We start from the raw sequence: 17,428 nt of genomic DNA, 5'->3' as shown, positions 1-17,428 counted from the left end.
ATACAGGTTTTATTGGCGGGTTTCTTTACAATCTACAAGTTGAAGCAATGGATGAACCAAAAGGCTATTCCAAAGAAAAAGTAGCAGAAATAACTAAAAATTATCAGAAAATAGCTGATAAAAAAAATCAAACAGTTGATGAAGAACAACCGAACATCGTTTATGTAATGAGTGAAAGCTTTTCTGATCCTAGTCATTTAAACGGAATTGAAGTTTCTGGAAATCCACTGCAAGATTATTATGACATTGCGAATCAAACCTATAGTGGAAAAATGTTATCCCAAAATTATGGGGGTGGGACTGCAAATATTGAATTTGAAGCGTTAACTGGTTTTTCAATGGAACTGTTTAATGCACAATTAACAACTCCATACACGATGTTAGTTCCTAAAATGACAAAATTTCCATCATTGGTGTCCAATTTAGCAGCACAAAATTATCAAACGACAGCAATTCATCCTTATAACACATCAATGTATAAGCGTGAAGATGTGTATAATATTTTGGGATTTGATTCGTTCATTAGTGAAAAAGAGATGAATTACACAGAAAAGCTCCAAAACAATCCTTACATTTCAGATAAAGCAGCATATCAAGAAGTCTTGTCTATTTTAAAACAGCAAGATTCACCACAATTCGTTCATTTAGTGACAATGCAAACACATATGCCTTATGCTGGAAAGTATCCAGATACAACTTACGATGTCCAGGTGAGTGATGGGAGTGATACGAATAATTTAACTAATTATTTGCAAGATGTTGCTTATAGTAGTGAGGCACTGCAAGAATTTGTCGATAATTTACAAGATGTTTCGCGGAGAACTCTAGTTGTTTTTTGGGGAGATCATCTTCCTGGTATTTACTCAGAAGCAATTCGGGGAGCAAACGATGAACAAACTCTACATGAAACACAATTTTTAATGTTCGATAGTGCAGGAAAATTAACGAAGCAAGGTACTTATGATGCAATCAGTAGTCCATTTTATTTTGCCGCTAACTTATTGGAACAAACGAATCAAGCAACGACTGGTTTTTATCAATTATTATTAAATGTGGAGAAAGTTTTACCTGCTTTCGAACGTGGCTTGTATTATCAGAATGGACAATGGCGTAAAGAAGCGGAATTAAATGAGCAACAACAAAAATTATATGAGGACTATCAAATGATTCAGTATGATATCGTTTCTGGTAAACAATATAGCTTACAGGATGGTTTTTTTGAAAAATAGTAGTTGAAGTGAAAGGAAACAAGTCGAGAAATAAACTTGTCAGAAAATAGTAAAAACAGGTACAATAAATGGTAGATAAACGGAGAAAGTAGGGAATTACATGTTACCAAATATTGGTTATTATGTTCAATCAGTTGACAACATTGTGAAACAAACAGAAGAAATTGGTGAGCAGATGCATCCCAAATACGAAATGGTTCGTCAAGCAATTGATGAAAAGAAAGTTGCAGAATTAAATTCAGAACAATTAACAGAAGTTGTTCAATTGTTTGAAGCTGGAACAAAGCAATACCGAGCAATGTTGAAAAAAGTTAGTGCTTTACGTCCTCCAGCAAAAGTTATGGGAATCCACAAAAAATTTGAACGTGCCTATCTTTCTTATGTAGCTGGTTGTGAAGAAATGATTCAAAGTATTGACATCGAAAAAGGAATTGACACGGATTTATTTGAAGCTTCAGAAAAAAAACAAGACCAAGCAACAGATGATATTTCACTAGCAATCCAAAAAATGACTAATCTTTTGATGAAAAAATAAGATAAATTTAAAACTAGAGTTATTTAATCTAAATATAACGTTTTTTTTATGATAAGCGTTACTTACTGCTATATGATAAAAGCACAACCAACAACAACCTTTATTTACTCTCATTGAGTAAGTAGCCTTTTCCACCGAGCCTAACCAACTCGGTGGTTTTTTATGCTCAAAGATTTGCTTCAATTCCGAAGAAGTCATGCTAAAATGCCAATTAGTCGAAAAAAGAAGGTGTGACAAGACTTTTGTCACACCTTCTTAAGGGAGTAATATTAGGGTAGGGAAGATTATTTGTTACTCACTCGTTATCTGTTCGGAGTTAAACGCATTGCGCCACAACCTTCTTTACGGTGTTCCCAAAGCAACTCCTCCAGATAACTTGCATTCACTTCAAAATATGAAAAGCTATTTTGAGTGCTTGCTTGTTATCTGTTCGGAGTTAAACGCATTGCACCACAACCTTCTTCAGTTTTCAACATTTCTGACATAGTTATCAAAATAAGCTTCTAAATCTTTTTTTATTTGTTGATAGTCTGCCTCTGTGTATTCTTTATCTTCGATTTTCCCCTGAAAAAAAGGAATATTTAAGTCTTCACGCAAACGATCTAACACATCCTGTTGGTTCATGTTCTTCGCTTCTTTCTTCATTTATAATTCTCTTTGAATCCATCTATAAGCTGTGAAAAATAGCAGTTAAATGTTCAAAGTTTTGTTTCATAATAGTCAATTTGCTATAAAGTAAAGCAGTATTAGAATCTTCATTGAAGAAGACTTGCTTGAGCTCAGCATAAAACTGATGAAAAGCATCAAAGAATTTGCTAACTTCTTTGATTTGTAATTCTGGATGTATCTGAGTATATAATCCTGCTGTTTGAGCTAGACTGTACAGCTCGTTGGTAACAACAATTACACGATTTTTTTCATAACGTGGGCTAGTAATTAATTCATATAAGGGAAGACACTTGTTATAAAGTTCAGAAAGATTGTCTAATAGATACTCTTCGGCTGATTTTTGAATCATAAAAATTTCCTCCTTAGAAGAATAGGTTAGTTTTGGTCGAAATAAACGCACACACATTCAGGTGCATAAATATCCTTTTGTAGTAATGTCAACTGACCAGTTTGATCATCACGTGTAAATAAAGTTAAGTTGTCACTATTTTGATTGGCACAAACTAAAAACTTATTTGTTGGATCCAAGGCGAAGTCACGTGGGAAATCTCCTTCTGTTGAAATATTTTGAACAGTTGAAAGCTGTTTACCATTATCAGAAATCTCATAGACTGTGATCGAGTTATGCCCACGGTTAGAAGCATATAAGAAATGACCATCAGCTGAAATTCGGATAGCAGCCCCACCATTTTCACCTTTGAAATCTTCTGGCAAAGTTGAAATTTTTTGTAGTTCTGTAAAAGAACCATCTTCTTGATAAGCAAGGACGCTTACGGTGCTGTCTAATTCACCAAATAAATAAGCAATTGGTTGAATCGGGTGGAACACCAAATGACGAGGACCTGTTCCAGGCTCAGCAACGAAAGTGGCAACTAAGGTTAACTTTCCACTTTCTGCAACGTCATAAGTGTACACTCGGTCAGTTCCAAGGTCACAAACAACTAAGCGTTGATCGGGTGCTAGATCAGTGTAATGGACATGTGCGTGGTCTTGATTTTTGTGTGGTCCAGTTTCTTCTAGATGATAAAGAGATTCGACAGCTTCAATACCACCATTATCTAAAATACGATAAACATTCACTTCACCTTTATGATAATTTGCGCCGTAAACTAGTTGACGTGTTTCATCTACAGCTACATAACAAAGAGGGGCTCCTTCTTCTGTTACCGCATTCAAAAAATGATAATTTGAATCGTATGCGCCTGCGCCACCCAATCCATCGACTGTTGTGACAGTATATAGATTTTTTGCATCACTCTTTGCTAAATAGGTAGGACTTACTTCTTTAGCTACTAAAGATAGTCCAGATAATTCTTTTTTTTCAGTATCAAGATCGATTGTATAAATTCCTTCACTTACTCTACGTGTATAAGTACCCAAAATGATTTTTTCAATCATTTGATTCCCTCCTAAAAAATGAAATTGTTTTCTTTTTTATTTTAGCATACAACTGTTCTTGGCGGATAATGAAAGAGAATATGCTATAATATTTTTGAGCGTAGAAATACGCTATAGGAAGAAAAACACTGTTCATTGTGATAGTAATCAAAGGAGAGATCAAGATGATTCAAGCCAATGTAGTAGAAATTGGACCAGAAGCAATTAATGAAAAAGAACCAATGCTGATTTTATTTAACAACACAGCAACAACTACTTTACGAAACTACTCGATTATCCAAGAATTTTTAAATAAAGAACCCTTTAAGCTAGAATCTGGAAAAAAAATTCGATTTGATGAACAAGAATACACGATCGAACATGTCGGAACGACCGCTAATCAAAATTTAGAAACAGTTGGTCACGTAACGCTAGTGTTTGATGAGCATCAATCGGATAATACGATTGTTAATGGTGTGTATTTGAATCCCTATCAACTTCCAGAAATTCATTTGGGAACACAAATTTATTATCAGTAGGAGGGGCATATGGAGGAAAAAAATAAAAAAGGAAAACCGATTTCCTGGTTTTGGAAATGGTTTTTAAATAACCAAGTAGTAACAGCATTATTGGTTGTTCTACTTTTATTAGTAATCGTTTTTCTTTTTACGAAAGTGTCTTATTTATTTGAACCTGTGTGGCAATTTTTAGCCATCGTTGGGTTACCAATTATTTTAGCAGGCATTTTATATTATTTGATGAATCCTGTAGTAGACTATTTGGAAAAGAAAAAAATTCCTAGAATTTACAGTATTATTGGTTTGTTTGTCGTTGTAGTGGCATTGATTGTTTGGGGAATCGTAGTGATTGTACCAAAAATTCAAGAGCAATCTGTTAGTTTTGCTAGTAATTTTCCACAATATGTCGACACAATTGATGATAAATTAACAGAAATCTTACGCGATCCTTTGTTCAATCAATTTCGTGAACAACTTGAGACTGCGGGAGACAAAATTATCAATTCCGCCGGCGATTTGATTAAGAACCTTTCAAAAACGACTGTTCAGAGTGTTGGAAGTATCGTAGGCGCGGTAGCAACAGTTATTGTTGCAATTATGACGATGCCATTTATCTTATTTTATTTATTAAAAGATGGACGTCAATTAGCACCTTATTTTGTTAAATTTTTACCAACACGTATGAGAAAGCCAACTTTGAAGGTCTTAGGTGAAATGAATGATCAAGTATCTTCTTATATTAGAGGTCAATTGACAGTAGCTTTTGCTGTTGCAATCATGTTTATTATTGGTTTTTCGATTATTGGGTTGGAGTATTCAGTGACATTAGGTATTGTGGCGGGATTTTTAAATCTAATTCCATACCTTGGCTCATTTTTAGCTATGATTCCTGCAATCTTTCTTGGGATCGTAGCAGGACCTCTGATGTTGGTGAAAGTAATTATCGTTTTTATTGTTGAGCAAACGATCGAAGGACGATTGATTTCACCATTAGTTTTAGGTAATCAATTAGCAATTCATCCTGTAACGATTTTATTAGTTTTGCTAACTTCTGGAAAACTGTTTGGAATCGTAGGAGTAATCCTTGGAATACCCGTGTATGCGGCGGCCAAAGTAATCATTACACATATTTTTGAGTGGTACACAACGATTTCTTCATTGTATGAAGATGAGCCAATTGAAGCCCCGAAAAAAGAGTAGCTAGTCATCTAAAAAATCAAAAAGACAGACAACTAAAAACAGCGGACAAGGATCTAAGGCTAGATCACTGTCCGCTGTTTTTTCTTCTGATAAAAAGAGAAATGCTTAGTTTAAAATTCTTTACCTAATTGAGCAGCTTTGTCTAATGCTTCTTGCATTAATTCTTCTGCACGATCAGGTGTGTAGTCGATTCCTTCAATAAATAATTGATCGATTTCGTCGATTCCGATAAAGTTCAAGATTCCTTTAACATATTGTGAAGCAAAATCTTGCCCTTGATAAATACCGCCATTTGATTGGATGTGTAAAGCTTTCTTTCCTTGAACCAATCCTTGAGGACCATTTTCTGTGTATTTGAATGTTTTACCAGCTACATTGACTGTGTCAAACCAAGCTTTTAAACGTGTTGGGATATTTAGGTTCCAAAGTGCATTAGCAATAACGATTTTATCAGCAGCTAAAAATTGTTCAGTTAACTCATTAAAGCGCGCAATTTTATGTTGTTGATGCTCAGTTAATTCTGAGAAGTCTGCTCCCGTACGAAGAACTTCCCAACCTGATAACAATTCTTCATCAATTTCAGGAATATCATCACGATAAAGATCAAGAATAGTGATTTCATCTTCTGGATGATTTTCTTTATAGCTAGTTAAAAATGTAGAAAGAGCTTTAACTGAGCGTGATTCTTCAGCAGTTAAAGGATGGCCTTTGACAATTAATACTGATGACATAATGATTCAATCTCCTTTTTTGTAAACATACTTGTTATGTTTAAGACTAACAAAGCTAGTTTACTCGAAAAAGAAAAGGCTATCAAGGTTTAAAAACAAAGAATAGTTATTTTAGTGTTTTTCTTTAAAATTAGATCATACTTGAATCTAGGGTGAAGAATAGCTTTTTTACATTATTTTACCTCGACATCGGTAAAAGTATATTGGAAATACCTGATTTGCTTGGCTATAATTTAGTTATTCCACCATGTTGATTTGGGATTCATATCTCAAATAACCCCACAAGTGGGAGAGTTGATTTTTTCTTACATACTTGTAACAAATCATCACTCTTTCATCAGAGTTGTTGTTAGTTCATTGTTTTTACAAGAAAGATGGCCGAAGTGACTTCTCATATTCTAAGTTCGTCTGGCTGGCAAACGGGTTTTCTTTTTCCATAAGAACAATGAACTAAGACATAAAAGGTGGGAAACCCTTACTCACTTATTTTTAAAAGAAACAGTGCATTCGTTTAATGGATGTACTGTTTCTTTTTTTAAGATGAAATAAATGAAAAAAATAATGTAAAAAACTTGCAAAACAGTCTATTGGTGTTATAATGACATAGCGTCATATGACAACGTGTCATTAGAGAGAAAAACGAAAGGAGGAGGACTATGCCAACACAAACATTTTTTCATTTACCAAAAGAAAAGCAACAACGTTTACTTGCTGCTGCGAGTGCTGAATTTTCACGAGTACCGTTGAAGGATGCGTCCATTGCTAATATTGTGAAGTTAGCTGAGATACCACGAGGTAGTTTTTACCAATACTTTGAAAATAAAGAGGATCTTTACTTCTATTATTTTGAGACACTGCGACGTGATAGTTCGCGAGACATGAGGAACTTGATGAAAGAAGTTCACGGAGATCTTTTTGAAGGATTTGAGCTTTATTTTGAAAAGATGATCCGAGAAATTTTATCGGGGGAAAATTCTGCATTTTACCGACACTTATTCATGCACATGGATTATCGTGCTTCACGTAAAGTGACTCCTCATCTTTCTGAAGAAGAAAAAGCAAAGAAAATGCCACATAAAAGGCATAAGCAGGATACACAGGCATTGATTGAGGTAATTGATCAAACGAAGTTAAAAGTAAAAGATTCACATGAATTAGAATTATTGATTTCACTATTGATGAATATTGTGTTTTCAACGATTGCACATTCATATAAGTCACTTTCAGTGATTCAGGATTACTCAGTTGAACAAGCAATTGAAGAATTTAAGTTAAAGCTTTCTTGGTTGAAAGAGGGAGCATATAAGTAGAAAGAAGGGGAATAGATGCTGAAAATTATTAAACGAATTTCCATTACTTCTGCAATTGCTGCAGTTGGTTTTATGGTTGTTCAAGTTTTAGCAGACTTGTACTTACCAACATTGACATCCAATATTATTGATAAAGGGGTAGCCAAAGGAGATATTGATTATATTTGGCAAACCGGAATAGTCATGATCGGATTTTCATTGATTAGTATTTTAGCTGCTATTGGGAATACTTTTTTTGCGACACGTGAGTCACAAAAATTAGGTAAAAAGTTACGCTCGGATGTTTATCAAAAAACAGAAAGCTTAACAAACGATGGCTTTGATAAATTTGGAACAGCCTCATTGATTACAAGAACAACGAATGATGTGACTCAAATCCAAATGGTTGTTCAGATGTTTTTACGAATGATGATCAATGCACCTATTACATTGATTGGTGCAAGTTTTCTTGCTTATCAAAAGGATCAAGAGTTAACAAAAATCTTCTTGGTAGTTATCCCGATCATGCTAGTTTTAGTTGGCGGTATTATGTATTTTGCAGTGCCATTGTTCAAGAGCATGCAAAAGAAAACAGACCGTTTGAACTTAGTTTTCCGTGAAGGGCTAACTGGTGTCCGCGTGATTCGTGCGTTTGACAAAACAAAGTTTGAAGAAAATCGTTTTGATTTAGCGAATAAAGATTACACAAATACAGCGATTCGAGTGAATTCGATTGTCGCATTGATGATGCCATTGATGACATTGATCATGAGTGGAACAAACGTAGCAATTACTTGGTTTGGTGGACACTACATAGCTGAAATGAGTTTAGAAGTTGGGAATTTAATTGCTTTTATGACTTACGCGATGCAAATCCTAATTAGTTTCATGATGCTATCAATGATCTTTATCATGGTTCCTCGTGCACAAGCTTCTGCTGATCGGATCAACGAAGTATTAGATGAAGATATCGATATCACGGATCCAAAAAATCCAAAAGAAGTAACCCTTGCTGGAAAGTCTGCAACACTGGATTTCAATCATGTGGATTATCGTTATCGTGGTGCGGAAAAATTAGCGTTGGAAGATATCGATTTTCATGCGAAATCGGGAGAAATCGTTGCAATTATTGGTGGAACAGGATCTGGTAAAACAACGTTAGTGAATTTGATTCCTCGACTATATGAAGTTGAATCAGGTGAGATTCGTTTGAATCAAACGGATATTCGTGAAATGACTCAAGAAAATTTACGCGAGTTGATTGGTTTCGTTCCCCAAAAGGCGATTTTATTTTCTGGCACGATTCGGGAAAACATGCAATACGGATCACCTGGTGCAACAGATGAGATGATCTGGAAAGCATTAGAGATTGCTCAAGCAAAAGACTTTGTTTCTGAGTTGGAAGATGGACTTGATAGTCATGTTGAACAAGGCGGAGGGAATTTTTCTGGTGGACAAAGACAGCGATTGGCGATTGCTCGTGCATTAGTCAAGCCAGCGGATGTTTACGTTTTTGATGATTCATTTTCTGCGCTCGATTTCAAAACAGATGCGAAACTTCGTCAAGCATTGAAACAGGACATGACGGACAGTATCACTGTTTTAGTAGCACAACGCGTAAGTACGGTCATGGATGCAGATACGATTTTAGTTTTAGATGAAGGTAAGTTAGTTGGCAAGGGAACACACAAGGAACTGTTAGAAACAAATGAAACGTATGCAGAAATCGTTCGTTCCCAATTAAGAGAGGAGGACTTAGCATGAGTAAAGAAAATACACAATCCTCTCATGGATCAATGCGTGGCGGAGGCGGTCATGGACCTGGACGCAACATTGGTGCAAAAGGAGAAAAAGCAAAAAATTTCTGGGGGACAGTTCGTCGGCTCTTCAGTTATATGTCAAAACGACTAGTGGCGATTGTTTTAGTATTTGTGTTGGCTATTGCAGCGGTAATTTTCCAAATTCAAACACCGAAAGTTTTAGGTCGTGCAACAACTGAAATTTTTAAAGGCGTGATGATCGGCGCAAAACAAATGCAGCAAGGTCAAAAAGTGTCTGAGTTTCCAATTGATTTTGACAAAATCGGTCAAATTATTGCGACCGTTATTATCATGTATGTTATTGCTGCTGTGTTTAGTTTCTTACAACAGTTTATTATGACACGTGTCTCACAACGAACAGTTTATGATTTGCGTAAGGATTTAGAAGGTAAAATGAACCGAGTACCCATTTCTTATTATGATACACATACGAATGGTGATATTATGTCTCGAGCAATCAATGACATGGACAACATCGCAAGTACTCTTCAACAAAATCTAACACAATTTGTAACAAGTATAGTTACACTAGTTGGTGTTATCGTGATGATGCTATCGATTAGTTGGCAATTGACTTTAGTTGCTTTACTTATGATTCCGCTAAGCTTAATCGTTGTGATGATCGTCGCACCTAAGTCACAAGTATACTTTTCAGATCAACAAAAGAGCCTAGGTTTATTGAATAACCAAGTAGAAGAAACTTATGCTGGGCACACGATTGTGAAAACTTTTAATCATACTGGTAAAGATCAAGAAGTTTTTGAAGTTGAAAATGAAAAACTTTATGCGTCCGGTTGGAAAGCACAATTTATTTCGGCAATTATCATGCCATTAATGAACTTCGTTAAGAATTTAGGCTATGTGTTTGTCGCTGTCCTTGGTGGGATCAAAGTAGCGAATGGGAATATTTCTTTAGGGGATGTGCAAGCATTCTTGCAATATACGAGTCAATTCTCACAACCAATTACCCAAATCGCTAGCTTAATGAATACGATCCAATCAACCGTGGCTTCTGCAGAACGTGTATTTGAAGTCCTAGACGAAGCCGAGATGACAGACGAATCTTCAGGGCTTCCTGTAGAAGAAGATTCTCCATACAAAGTTCGTTTTGAAAATGTGCAGTTTGGTTATACTGATGATAATTTATTGATGACTGATTTTAATTTAGACGTCAAACCGGGAGAAATGGTCGCAATCGTTGGGCCAACGGGTGCCGGTAAAACGACACTAATCAATCTATTGGAACGTTTTTACGATGTATCTGGCGGAAGCATTCGCTATGAAGGTGTCGATACTAGAGACTTGTCACGTGATGAATTACGCGCTAAATTCTCGATGGTCTTACAAGATACTTGGTTATTTACAGGAACAATTTATGACAACATCCATTATGGAAATGAACAAGCGACAAAAGAACAAGTGATTGCCGCTGCAAAAGCTGCGCACGTCGATGATTTTGTTCGCAAATTGCCAGAAGGATATGACACGATTTTAAATGAAGATGCAAGTAACATCTCCCAAGGACAACGTCAATTGATCACGATTGCTCGTGCATTCCTAGCTAATCCCGATGTTTTGATTCTGGATGAAGCAACTTCAAGTGTCGATACTCGAACAGAAATTTTGATTCAACGAGCAATGAATCGTCTGTTAGAAAATCGGACAAGTTTTGTGGTTGCACATCGCTTGTCAACGATTCGTGATGCGGATAATATTATTGTGATGAATCATGGATCAATTGTAGAAACAGGTAATCATGAAGAATTAATGGCTAAAGATGGTTTCTATGCAGATCTTTATAATAGCCAATTTTCTGAAGAAGTTGCTTAATAAGAGGTTATGGCGCAAAGCGTTTAGCTCCGACTAGATAATGAGCAACTGACAAAATAGCTTCATATATTTTTGATCAGTTACGAATTATTTTGAGGAGTTGCTTTGGGAACACCATTTCTTTAAAAAAGGGGATGTGACAGAGTTATTGTCACATCCCCTTTTCATATTTGAAATAATTGGCTGATTGGTAACGAAAAACAATTAAAAAAACTGTATTGATGGAATACTATTTAGTAAATTTCATCAATTTTTTGGTTTTCTTTAAGAAAAAGAAGACTGGTATTACTCCTTAACTAAATAAATTTCACAAATTCTTAGTTATTGCTTGAAAGAAGTGGCATCCATCGTTAAAATATAATTTGACGCAGAAGGGGAGTAGAATAAATGAAGGATTTTAAATTGGGGGCTACTACCTATTTAAAAAGTGTGGCTATCCGAGTCAAAGATCGTGATAAAATGATTGCTTTTTATAAAGATACGGTTGGTTTTGATTTGAAACGTGAAGAAAATGAGTTGGCTATTTTTGGTACACAGGAAAATGATAGCGAAATGCTTTTGCTAGAAGAAAGTCCACGTGCCAATGATCATATGGGTGAAATCAAAAAGTTGAGTCGCTTTTCTTTGATCATTCCAAGTGTAGAAGAAATGGCAGATATTTTATGCCGTATTCGTAAAACAAATTATCCAATTAAAGATGCACTGGAAGATCAAGCACGTATGGGGATTTTACTAGTTGATCCAGAAGGTAATGAACTTGAAATTTATTACGAAGAAAAAGATGCTAAAAAAACAGAACCTGACGAAATGGATCAAGAAGCTTTACTGCGAAAATCTGAAGAAAAATTCACAAAGTTAACACCAGGCGCCTATTTTGAAAAAATTCATTTGAATGTTAGCGACCTAGCGAAAGAACGTCAATTTTTGAGTCATGTACTCGGACTAAAAGTACATAACGAAAAAAATGGTCTACATGTATTGAACGAAGGTGATTTTCATGTTGGCTTGAACCAAGCGACTGGTGGAACAATCGACTTACCAACAGATGAAGTGTTAGGGCTAGACTTCTTGAAATTTGTTGTGACACCAGAAAATATGGAAACACTGATTCAACATTTACAAGCTGAAAAGCTTGATTTCTTCTTAGATAAGAAAAAATCAGTTATCACTGTGTATGATGCGATTGGTATCGAATGGTGGTTCGTTAGCAATCCTAAAAAATAGCTAAATTGATTGGAGTTAGCCAAAAATATAATTTCTTAACGATAGTGTTGACTTCAATCATTTTGATAAAAAAAGAGTAGCTGTTCAGCTACTCTTTTTTTGTCAAATAAATTAATCAAAAAATTAGCTGAAACAACTTGCTTCACTATTCAGAAAAATATATGCTTGTGCTGTACGCATAAGCAAATCGTTTAAGAGAGCTTTTAAGTTTTTAAGTAGAAATGAGGAAAAAATATGTACCCAGAAACCAAACAAATGGTTTTGACGAAACTAGAGGAAGGTTTTTATCCCGGCGTGGTAGCTGCTTTTATCAAGCAAGGTGAAGTCGAATCATTTGTAGCAGGGCAAGCTCAAGTTGTCCCTGAGCCACAACCGATGTCAGAAGACTTACTTTTCGATGTAGCATCGTTAACAAAAGTCATTGCTACTACAACACTTGTTTTACGATTGTGGGAAGACGGAAAAATTGAACTAGATCAACCATTACACCATTATTTACCAGCTTTTGAAAATCAGACGATCACTATTCGTCATTTATTAACACACACTTCAGATATTCAAACTTGGATTCCCAACCGAGATTCATTGACGCAAGAAGCATTGATTGCTGCTTATTTAACATTGCAGCCCGGAGCGGAGCTAGGTAAAACGGTCAAATATACGGATGCAGGGACGATTTTACTTGGTTTGATGTTGGAAGAAATCTATCAAGAGTCAGCGGTTGAACTATTTCAAGAACAAGTTCTTGAACCTTTAGGAATGATGAATAGTTTATTTTTACCTTTTCCATCTAAAAAAATTGTTCCTACTGAACAATTACCATCTGGAGAAGTCTTAAGAGGGATCACTCATGATCCAAAAGCAAGAGTTTTAGCTGAGCATGCGGGAAATGCAGGCTTATTTTTGGATTTAGAAGATAGTATTTCTTTTGTTCAAATGTACTTAGCTAAGGGAAAAGTCAATGGGGGACAATTTTTGACCACACAAACGATTGAGTCCTTACTTCAAGATCATACGCCTGAAAAAAATGGGCAACGATCACTAGGTTGGGATTTAAAATTAGATCGAAAGGATCAACATCCAATACTTTTCCATACAGGGTATACAGGAACATTCCTATTAATTGATATTATTAGTCAAGAAGGTTTTATCTTTTTATCAAATCGTATTCATCCAATTGATGCGCGTGAAACATATCTTGAATGCCGTGATGAAATTGTTGAAACTTATCTGAAAGAGAAAGCGTTCTTACAGAAATAGTGCTATAATAGCTATGAAAGTTGAGAGGAGTTTGAATTATGCAAGAACCTATGTTTTTAAAACCAGTTTTCCAAGAAAAAATTTGGGGAGGAAGTCGCCTACGTTCTGTATTCGGATTTGACATTCCTAGTGACAAAATTGGAGAGGATTGGGCAATCAGTGCGCACCCTCATGGTGTAAGTATTGTTGAGAACGGTGAATTTAAAGGTCAAAAATTAGATGATCTTTGGGCAAACCATAAAGAGTTGTTTGGACATCCCTCAGAGCCAGTTTTCCCATTGCTGATTAAAATTTTAGATGCAGAAGATGAATTATCTGTTCAAGTCCATCCAGATGATACATATGGAATGGAACATGAAGGTGAACTAGGTAAAACAGAATGTTGGTATATCATTGATGCAGAGCCAGGTGCAGAAATCATTTATGGTCATCACGCAAAAACACGTGAAGAACTTGCAAAAATGATTGAAGAAGGCCGTTGGGATGATTTATTGAAACGTGTTCCTGTGAAAAAAGGTGATTTCTTCTATGTACCAAGTGGAACGATCCACGCAATTGGTAAAGGAATCATGATTTTAGAAACACAACAAAGTTCAGATACGACTTACCGTGTGTATGATTACGATCGCAAAGACGATCAAGGGAATACCCGTGAATTACACATTCAACAATCAATTGATGTAACAACTGTTCCAGCAAAAACCCCAGAATTACACGTAAAAGAAATTCGCGAAGGAAATTCTTCTGTGGTTACGTATCTAGAAACAGAGTTCTTTAATGTTTATGAATGGGATGTTAAAGGAATCATGTCATTCAAAAAACATGCACCTTATACGTTGATGACAGTAATTGATGGTGCTGGCGAGTTGGTAGTTGACGGCAAAAATTATTCATTGGAAAAAGGAACTAGCTGCATTATTCCTGACGGCGTCAAAGAATGGACGATTCAAGGCGAGTTAGCAATCATTGCTTCTGTTCCAGGTGAAAAGAAATAATTGATTGAAAAAATATAAAAAAGAATGAGCCAAAGCGAATTTCGTTTTGGTTCATTCTTTTTGTTTGTGTTTCTTATATTAAATGCTAGGTACGATATTTTGTGCTGTTACAGTTGGTAAATCCAACTCTTTGCCATAACGTTTTTCTAAAGCTAAACGAATCAAACGTTCTGCCAAGTGTTCATTACGTGCTAAGATAGGACCATGGAAGTAAGAACCATAAACATTACGGTAAATAACTCCTTCAGACTGATCTTCGCCATTGTTTCCTTCCCCTTGAATCACTTTTCCGAGAGGACGCTCGCCTTCGCCTAAGAAAGTTCGCCCGTTGTGATTTTCAAATCCATAATAAGTTTCGTTGAATTCTTCATTATGAATAACAATATCTCCAATAAAACGATTGTTGTCTTGACTAAGCGTATAGTGGTCTAAAGCACTGATTCCTTGGATTTTTTCACCATTAGCACCCATGTAATAATGACCAAGTAATTGGTAGCCACCACAAATCGCAAGCATGACGCCATCATTTTCAATATAGTTTGTCAAAGATTCCTTTTTGTCTTGGATATCTTCTGAAATGATCAGTTGTTCAAAGTCTTGCCCACCACCGAAAAAGACTAAATCATATTTTTTTTCATCAAAAGGTTCATGGATGCTGACGATTTCAGAATGAAAAGTCACACCCATTTTCTCTGCAACATATTTGAGCATCAATAAATTTCCGTTATCCCCGTAAGTATTCATTAAGTTACCATACAGGTGCGCAATAGTTAATTCATAATTAGCCATTATTCATGCCTCCTTTAATATATCCTTGACTCGCTAATTCTTTACGCAACTGCAAAACAGCGGTATAAGTAGCTAGAATATAAACATGTTCGGTTGGAAGTGTTTTGATTTTTTCGATTACTTCTGGAATTTCTTTTGTTTCCGTTAATTTTTCTTCTGGTATTCCTGCAACTTTTAAACGTAAAGTCATATCTGTGTGACGATCTCCTCCAGAGATAACTGCTGGAATAGCCATTGTTGCGAAGTTTTCATAGTTGCCATCCCAAATCCAACTGACATCAATTCCATCAGCATAATTCGCATTTAACAATGAAACTAATGAAAATGGATAAGGTGCAAGACCAATCATATCAATTACTTGATTGATTCCAACTGGGTTTTTAACAAGGATCAATGTACATTTCTTGTCATTGATTGTTATCGTTTCTTGACGTCCAAAGACTTTTTCATCATAGCCTAGACCTTGTTTGATTTTTTCTGGTGCTACGCCATAATATTCAGCCACAGCTGTAGCAGCTAAGGCGTTATACACGTTATACATTCCGCCAACTTCGATACCATACTCATGTTCATCAATGACAAAATCAGCAGAAACATTGTCCATACGAATCATTTCAGTTAAACGATAATCAAGCTCAGGACGTTTAAAATCGCAATTTGGACAATAATATTTTCCTAAATTAGCATAAGTGATCATTTTATAATGCAAGATATGATGACATTTTGGACATAAGACCCCGTCTGTGTTGTAGTGGGCCATTTGCTCATGATCTTCTTCGTGATCAAAGCCATAATATTTGTTTGGATTGACTGTTTGTACCGAATTGAAAATTGGTGAGTCACCATTTGAAATAATCGTTGCATTTGGCGCTTTTGCAGCACCGTCAACAATCATTTTGTATGTTGTATAAATTTCTCCGTATCGATCCATTTGATCTCGGAAAATATTTGTGAATAGAAATAATTCAGGTTTCATGTATTCAGTAACTTTACTCAAACTGGCTTCGTCAATTTCGAGAACAGCAAATTTTTTCTGTCCTTTTTTTGGTTTGGCTTGTAAAAATGTTGAAACGATTCCTTGAACCATGTTTGCACCAGTTGGATTTGTCAAAACTTCATCAAATTGTTGACGTAAAATATTAACAGTTAAAGCAGTAGTCAATGTTTTGCCATTCGTTCCAGTTACGACAACTACTTCATAGTCTTTGGCTAAACTATCTAAAATATGTGGATCTATTTTAAGAGCAAGTTTACCAGGTAAGCTTGAACCACCTTTAAAAAATGTTTTCAATGCCCATTGTGATGATTTCCCAACTGCAATCGCAAATTGACTGCGTATTCCCATTATGTAACCTCCAAAAAACGTCGTGTTGACGAGTAAATTCAACTTATCATACCACATGTTGAAAAAAAGGTTAAATTGCTTTTCTTTTTCTTAAGAAATGTGAAATCTTACAGAGCATTTCATAATTTTTGAGTAGAAAAATAAAGAAAGTTTCTGAGGATGTTCGCTAGAAATTTTATTATGGTAAAATAACATGGAAGATAAATTGAAGAAAGGTTGGTAAAAATGAAGATTAGTATCGTCGTCCCCTGCTTTAACGAAGAAGCCGCAATTCCACTATTTTTCCAAGAAGTTGAAAAATATCGTGGCACTTATACTTTTGAATACTTATTTATTGATGATGGCTCCAAAGATCAGACCTTACCCGTCATCAAAGATTTAGCCGCTGCACATGATTCCGTGCGCTTCGTCTCATTTTCCAGAAACTTTGGAAAAGAAGCCGCATTATATGCCGGATTGCAAGCTGCAACAGGTGATTTAGTCACCGTCATGGATGTTGACTTGCAAGATCCCCCTGAATTATTGCCAGAAATGATTGAACGAATCTTGACCTCTGATGTTGACTGCATCGGAACAAGACGTTCTACTCGAGAAGGCGAACCCGTGATCCGGAGCTT

Annotated in this window: 17 protein-coding genes; 11 read left to right on the top strand and 6 right to left on the bottom strand. The window is 35.7% G+C overall.

Annotated features, from left to right (window positions below):
• Together DOK81_RS08125 and DOK81_RS08120 are read left to right on the top strand one after the other, a co-directional pair.
• Window positions 1–1,229: LTA synthase family protein (locus tag DOK81_RS08125; protein WP_206909948.1), on the top strand; the 1,229-nt coding region annotated here is incomplete at its 5' end.
• Window positions 1,230–1,329: 100 nt separating this feature from the next.
• Window positions 1,330–1,764 carry a hypothetical protein gene (locus tag DOK81_RS08120; RefSeq protein ID WP_206909947.1) on the top strand — a complete coding sequence of 145 codons (435 nt, stop codon included), beginning with the start codon at window positions 1,330–1,332 and terminating at the stop codon, window positions 1,762–1,764.
• Window positions 1,765–2,226: 462 nt separating this feature from the next.
• Here DOK81_RS08120 and DOK81_RS08115 read toward each other — a convergent pair whose 3' ends face one another.
• From DOK81_RS08115 to DOK81_RS08105, 3 genes are read right to left on the bottom strand one after another with little or no spacing between them, the layout of a single operon-like run.
• On the bottom strand, window positions 2,227–2,409 hold the full coding sequence (locus DOK81_RS08115) for a hypothetical protein (protein WP_206909949.1): 183 nt from the start codon (window positions 2,407–2,409) through the stop codon (window positions 2,227–2,229).
• A 22-nt stretch (window positions 2,410–2,431) separates the two neighbouring features.
• Window positions 2,432–2,782, bottom strand: coding sequence for a hypothetical protein (locus DOK81_RS08110; RefSeq protein ID WP_206909946.1), 351 nt, complete (start codon window positions 2,780–2,782; stop codon window positions 2,432–2,434).
• A 26-nt stretch (window positions 2,783–2,808) separates the two neighbouring features.
• Window positions 2,809–3,831: a lactonase family protein gene (locus DOK81_RS08105; RefSeq protein ID WP_206909945.1), complete on the bottom strand. Its 1,023-nt coding sequence runs from the start codon at window positions 3,829–3,831 to the stop codon at window positions 2,809–2,811.
• A 164-nt stretch (window positions 3,832–3,995) separates the two neighbouring features.
• Here DOK81_RS08105 and DOK81_RS08100 point away from each other — a divergent pair, with 164 nt between their 5' ends.
• Complete coding sequence (locus DOK81_RS08100; RefSeq protein WP_206909944.1) at window positions 3,996–4,349, top strand: PTS glucitol/sorbitol transporter subunit IIA; 354 nt, start codon at window positions 3,996–3,998, stop codon at window positions 4,347–4,349.
• A 9-nt stretch (window positions 4,350–4,358) separates the two neighbouring features.
• Entirely contained in the window at window positions 4,359–5,528 is a 1,170-nt protein-coding gene (locus DOK81_RS08095) for an AI-2E family transporter (protein WP_206909943.1), read from the top strand.
• Window positions 5,529–5,638: 110 nt separating this feature from the next.
• Here DOK81_RS08095 and DOK81_RS08090 read toward each other — a convergent pair whose 3' ends face one another.
• A complete protein-coding gene (locus tag DOK81_RS08090) occupies window positions 5,639–6,259 on the bottom strand; it encodes an FMN-dependent NADH-azoreductase (RefSeq protein WP_206909941.1) in 621 nt (206 codons plus the stop codon).
• A gap of 656 nt (window positions 6,260–6,915) precedes the next feature.
• Between DOK81_RS08090 and DOK81_RS08085 the strand changes: the two genes are divergently transcribed.
• From DOK81_RS08085 to manA, 6 genes are all read left to right on the top strand, one after another.
• Entirely contained in the window at window positions 6,916–7,569 is a 654-nt protein-coding gene (locus DOK81_RS08085; RefSeq protein WP_206909939.1) for a TetR family transcriptional regulator, read from the top strand.
• Window positions 7,570–7,584: 15 nt separating this feature from the next.
• Window positions 7,585–9,312 (top strand): ABC transporter ATP-binding protein, encoded by a 1,728-nt coding sequence (locus DOK81_RS08080; protein ID WP_206909938.1) that lies wholly within the window; start codon window positions 7,585–7,587, stop codon window positions 9,310–9,312.
• On the top strand, window positions 9,309–11,198 hold the full coding sequence (locus tag DOK81_RS08075; protein ID WP_206909936.1) for an ABC transporter ATP-binding protein: 1,890 nt from the start codon (window positions 9,309–9,311) through the stop codon (window positions 11,196–11,198). The genes DOK81_RS08080 and DOK81_RS08075 overlap by 4 nt, the downstream gene beginning before the upstream one ends.
• Window positions 11,199–11,585: 387 nt before the next feature.
• Window positions 11,586–12,422: a VOC family protein gene (locus DOK81_RS08070; RefSeq protein WP_206909934.1), complete on the top strand. Its 837-nt coding sequence runs from the start codon at window positions 11,586–11,588 to the stop codon at window positions 12,420–12,422.
• 234 nt (window positions 12,423–12,656) lie between these two features.
• Entirely contained in the window at window positions 12,657–13,682 is a 1,026-nt protein-coding gene (locus DOK81_RS08065; protein WP_206909932.1) for a serine hydrolase domain-containing protein, read from the top strand.
• Window positions 13,683–13,720: 38 nt separating this feature from the next.
• Complete coding sequence (gene manA / locus DOK81_RS08060) at window positions 13,721–14,677, top strand: mannose-6-phosphate isomerase, class I (protein ID WP_206909930.1); 957 nt, start codon at window positions 13,721–13,723, stop codon at window positions 14,675–14,677.
• A 78-nt stretch (window positions 14,678–14,755) separates the two neighbouring features.
• Here the strand turns inward: manA and DOK81_RS08055 are convergent, their stop codons facing one another.
• Both DOK81_RS08055 and DOK81_RS08050 read right to left on the bottom strand, forming a co-directional pair.
• Window positions 14,756–15,466: a type 1 glutamine amidotransferase gene (locus DOK81_RS08055; RefSeq protein WP_206909928.1), complete on the bottom strand. Its 711-nt coding sequence runs from the start codon at window positions 15,464–15,466 to the stop codon at window positions 14,756–14,758.
• The gene (locus DOK81_RS08050; RefSeq protein WP_206897576.1) at window positions 15,459–16,811 is read right to left on the bottom strand and encodes a Mur ligase family protein; all 1,353 of its coding nucleotides are present in this window, start codon (window positions 16,809–16,811) and stop codon (window positions 15,459–15,461) included. The genes DOK81_RS08055 and DOK81_RS08050 overlap by 8 nt, the downstream gene beginning before the upstream one ends.
• A 225-nt stretch (window positions 16,812–17,036) precedes the next feature.
• On the opposite strand from DOK81_RS08050, the gene DOK81_RS08045 reads away from it, so the two are divergent.
• A partial coding sequence (locus DOK81_RS08045; protein ID WP_206909926.1) for a glycosyltransferase family 2 protein occupies window positions 17,037–17,428 on the top strand: 392 nt, incomplete at its 3' end.

It is taken from the genome of Enterococcus sp. DIV0660C, from assembly GCF_017316125.1.
In the GTDB taxonomy this organism is placed as follows: Bacteria; Bacillota; Bacilli; order Lactobacillales; family Enterococcaceae; genus Enterococcus_B.
Note: the sequence above shows the minus strand (reverse complement) of the source record. Positions and strands in the feature narration are given on the sequence as shown.

Excerpts from the sequence above, each read along its gene's own strand:
- DOK81_RS08120 (WP_206909947.1), top strand. The coding sequence starts at position 1,330 with ATGTTACCAAATATTGGTTATTATGTTCAATCAGTTGACAACATTGTG.
- DOK81_RS08115 (WP_206909949.1), bottom strand. The coding sequence starts at position 2,409 with ATGAAGAAAGAAGCGAAGAACATGAACCAACAGGATGTGTTAGATCGT.
- DOK81_RS08110 (WP_206909946.1), bottom strand. The coding sequence starts at position 2,782 with ATGATTCAAAAATCAGCCGAAGAGTATCTATTAGACAATCTTTCTGAA.
- DOK81_RS08105 (WP_206909945.1), bottom strand. The coding sequence starts at position 3,831 with ATGATTGAAAAAATCATTTTGGGTACTTATACACGTAGAGTAAGTGAA.
- DOK81_RS08100 (WP_206909944.1), top strand. The coding sequence starts at position 3,996 with ATGATTCAAGCCAATGTAGTAGAAATTGGACCAGAAGCAATTAATGAA.
- DOK81_RS08095 (WP_206909943.1), top strand. The coding sequence starts at position 4,359 with ATGGAGGAAAAAAATAAAAAAGGAAAACCGATTTCCTGGTTTTGGAAA.
- DOK81_RS08090 (WP_206909941.1), bottom strand. The coding sequence starts at position 6,259 with ATGTCATCAGTATTAATTGTCAAAGGCCATCCTTTAACTGCTGAAGAA.
- DOK81_RS08085 (WP_206909939.1), top strand. The coding sequence starts at position 6,916 with ATGCCAACACAAACATTTTTTCATTTACCAAAAGAAAAGCAACAACGT.
- DOK81_RS08080 (WP_206909938.1), top strand. The coding sequence starts at position 7,585 with ATGCTGAAAATTATTAAACGAATTTCCATTACTTCTGCAATTGCTGCA.
- DOK81_RS08075 (WP_206909936.1), top strand. The coding sequence starts at position 9,309 with ATGAGTAAAGAAAATACACAATCCTCTCATGGATCAATGCGTGGCGGA.
- DOK81_RS08070 (WP_206909934.1), top strand. The coding sequence starts at position 11,586 with ATGAAGGATTTTAAATTGGGGGCTACTACCTATTTAAAAAGTGTGGCT.
- DOK81_RS08065 (WP_206909932.1), top strand. The coding sequence starts at position 12,657 with ATGTACCCAGAAACCAAACAAATGGTTTTGACGAAACTAGAGGAAGGT.
- manA (WP_206909930.1), top strand. The coding sequence starts at position 13,721 with ATGCAAGAACCTATGTTTTTAAAACCAGTTTTCCAAGAAAAAATTTGG.
- DOK81_RS08055 (WP_206909928.1), bottom strand. The coding sequence starts at position 15,466 with ATGGCTAATTATGAATTAACTATTGCGCACCTGTATGGTAACTTAATG.
- DOK81_RS08050 (WP_206897576.1), bottom strand. The coding sequence starts at position 16,811 with ATGGGAATACGCAGTCAATTTGCGATTGCAGTTGGGAAATCATCACAA.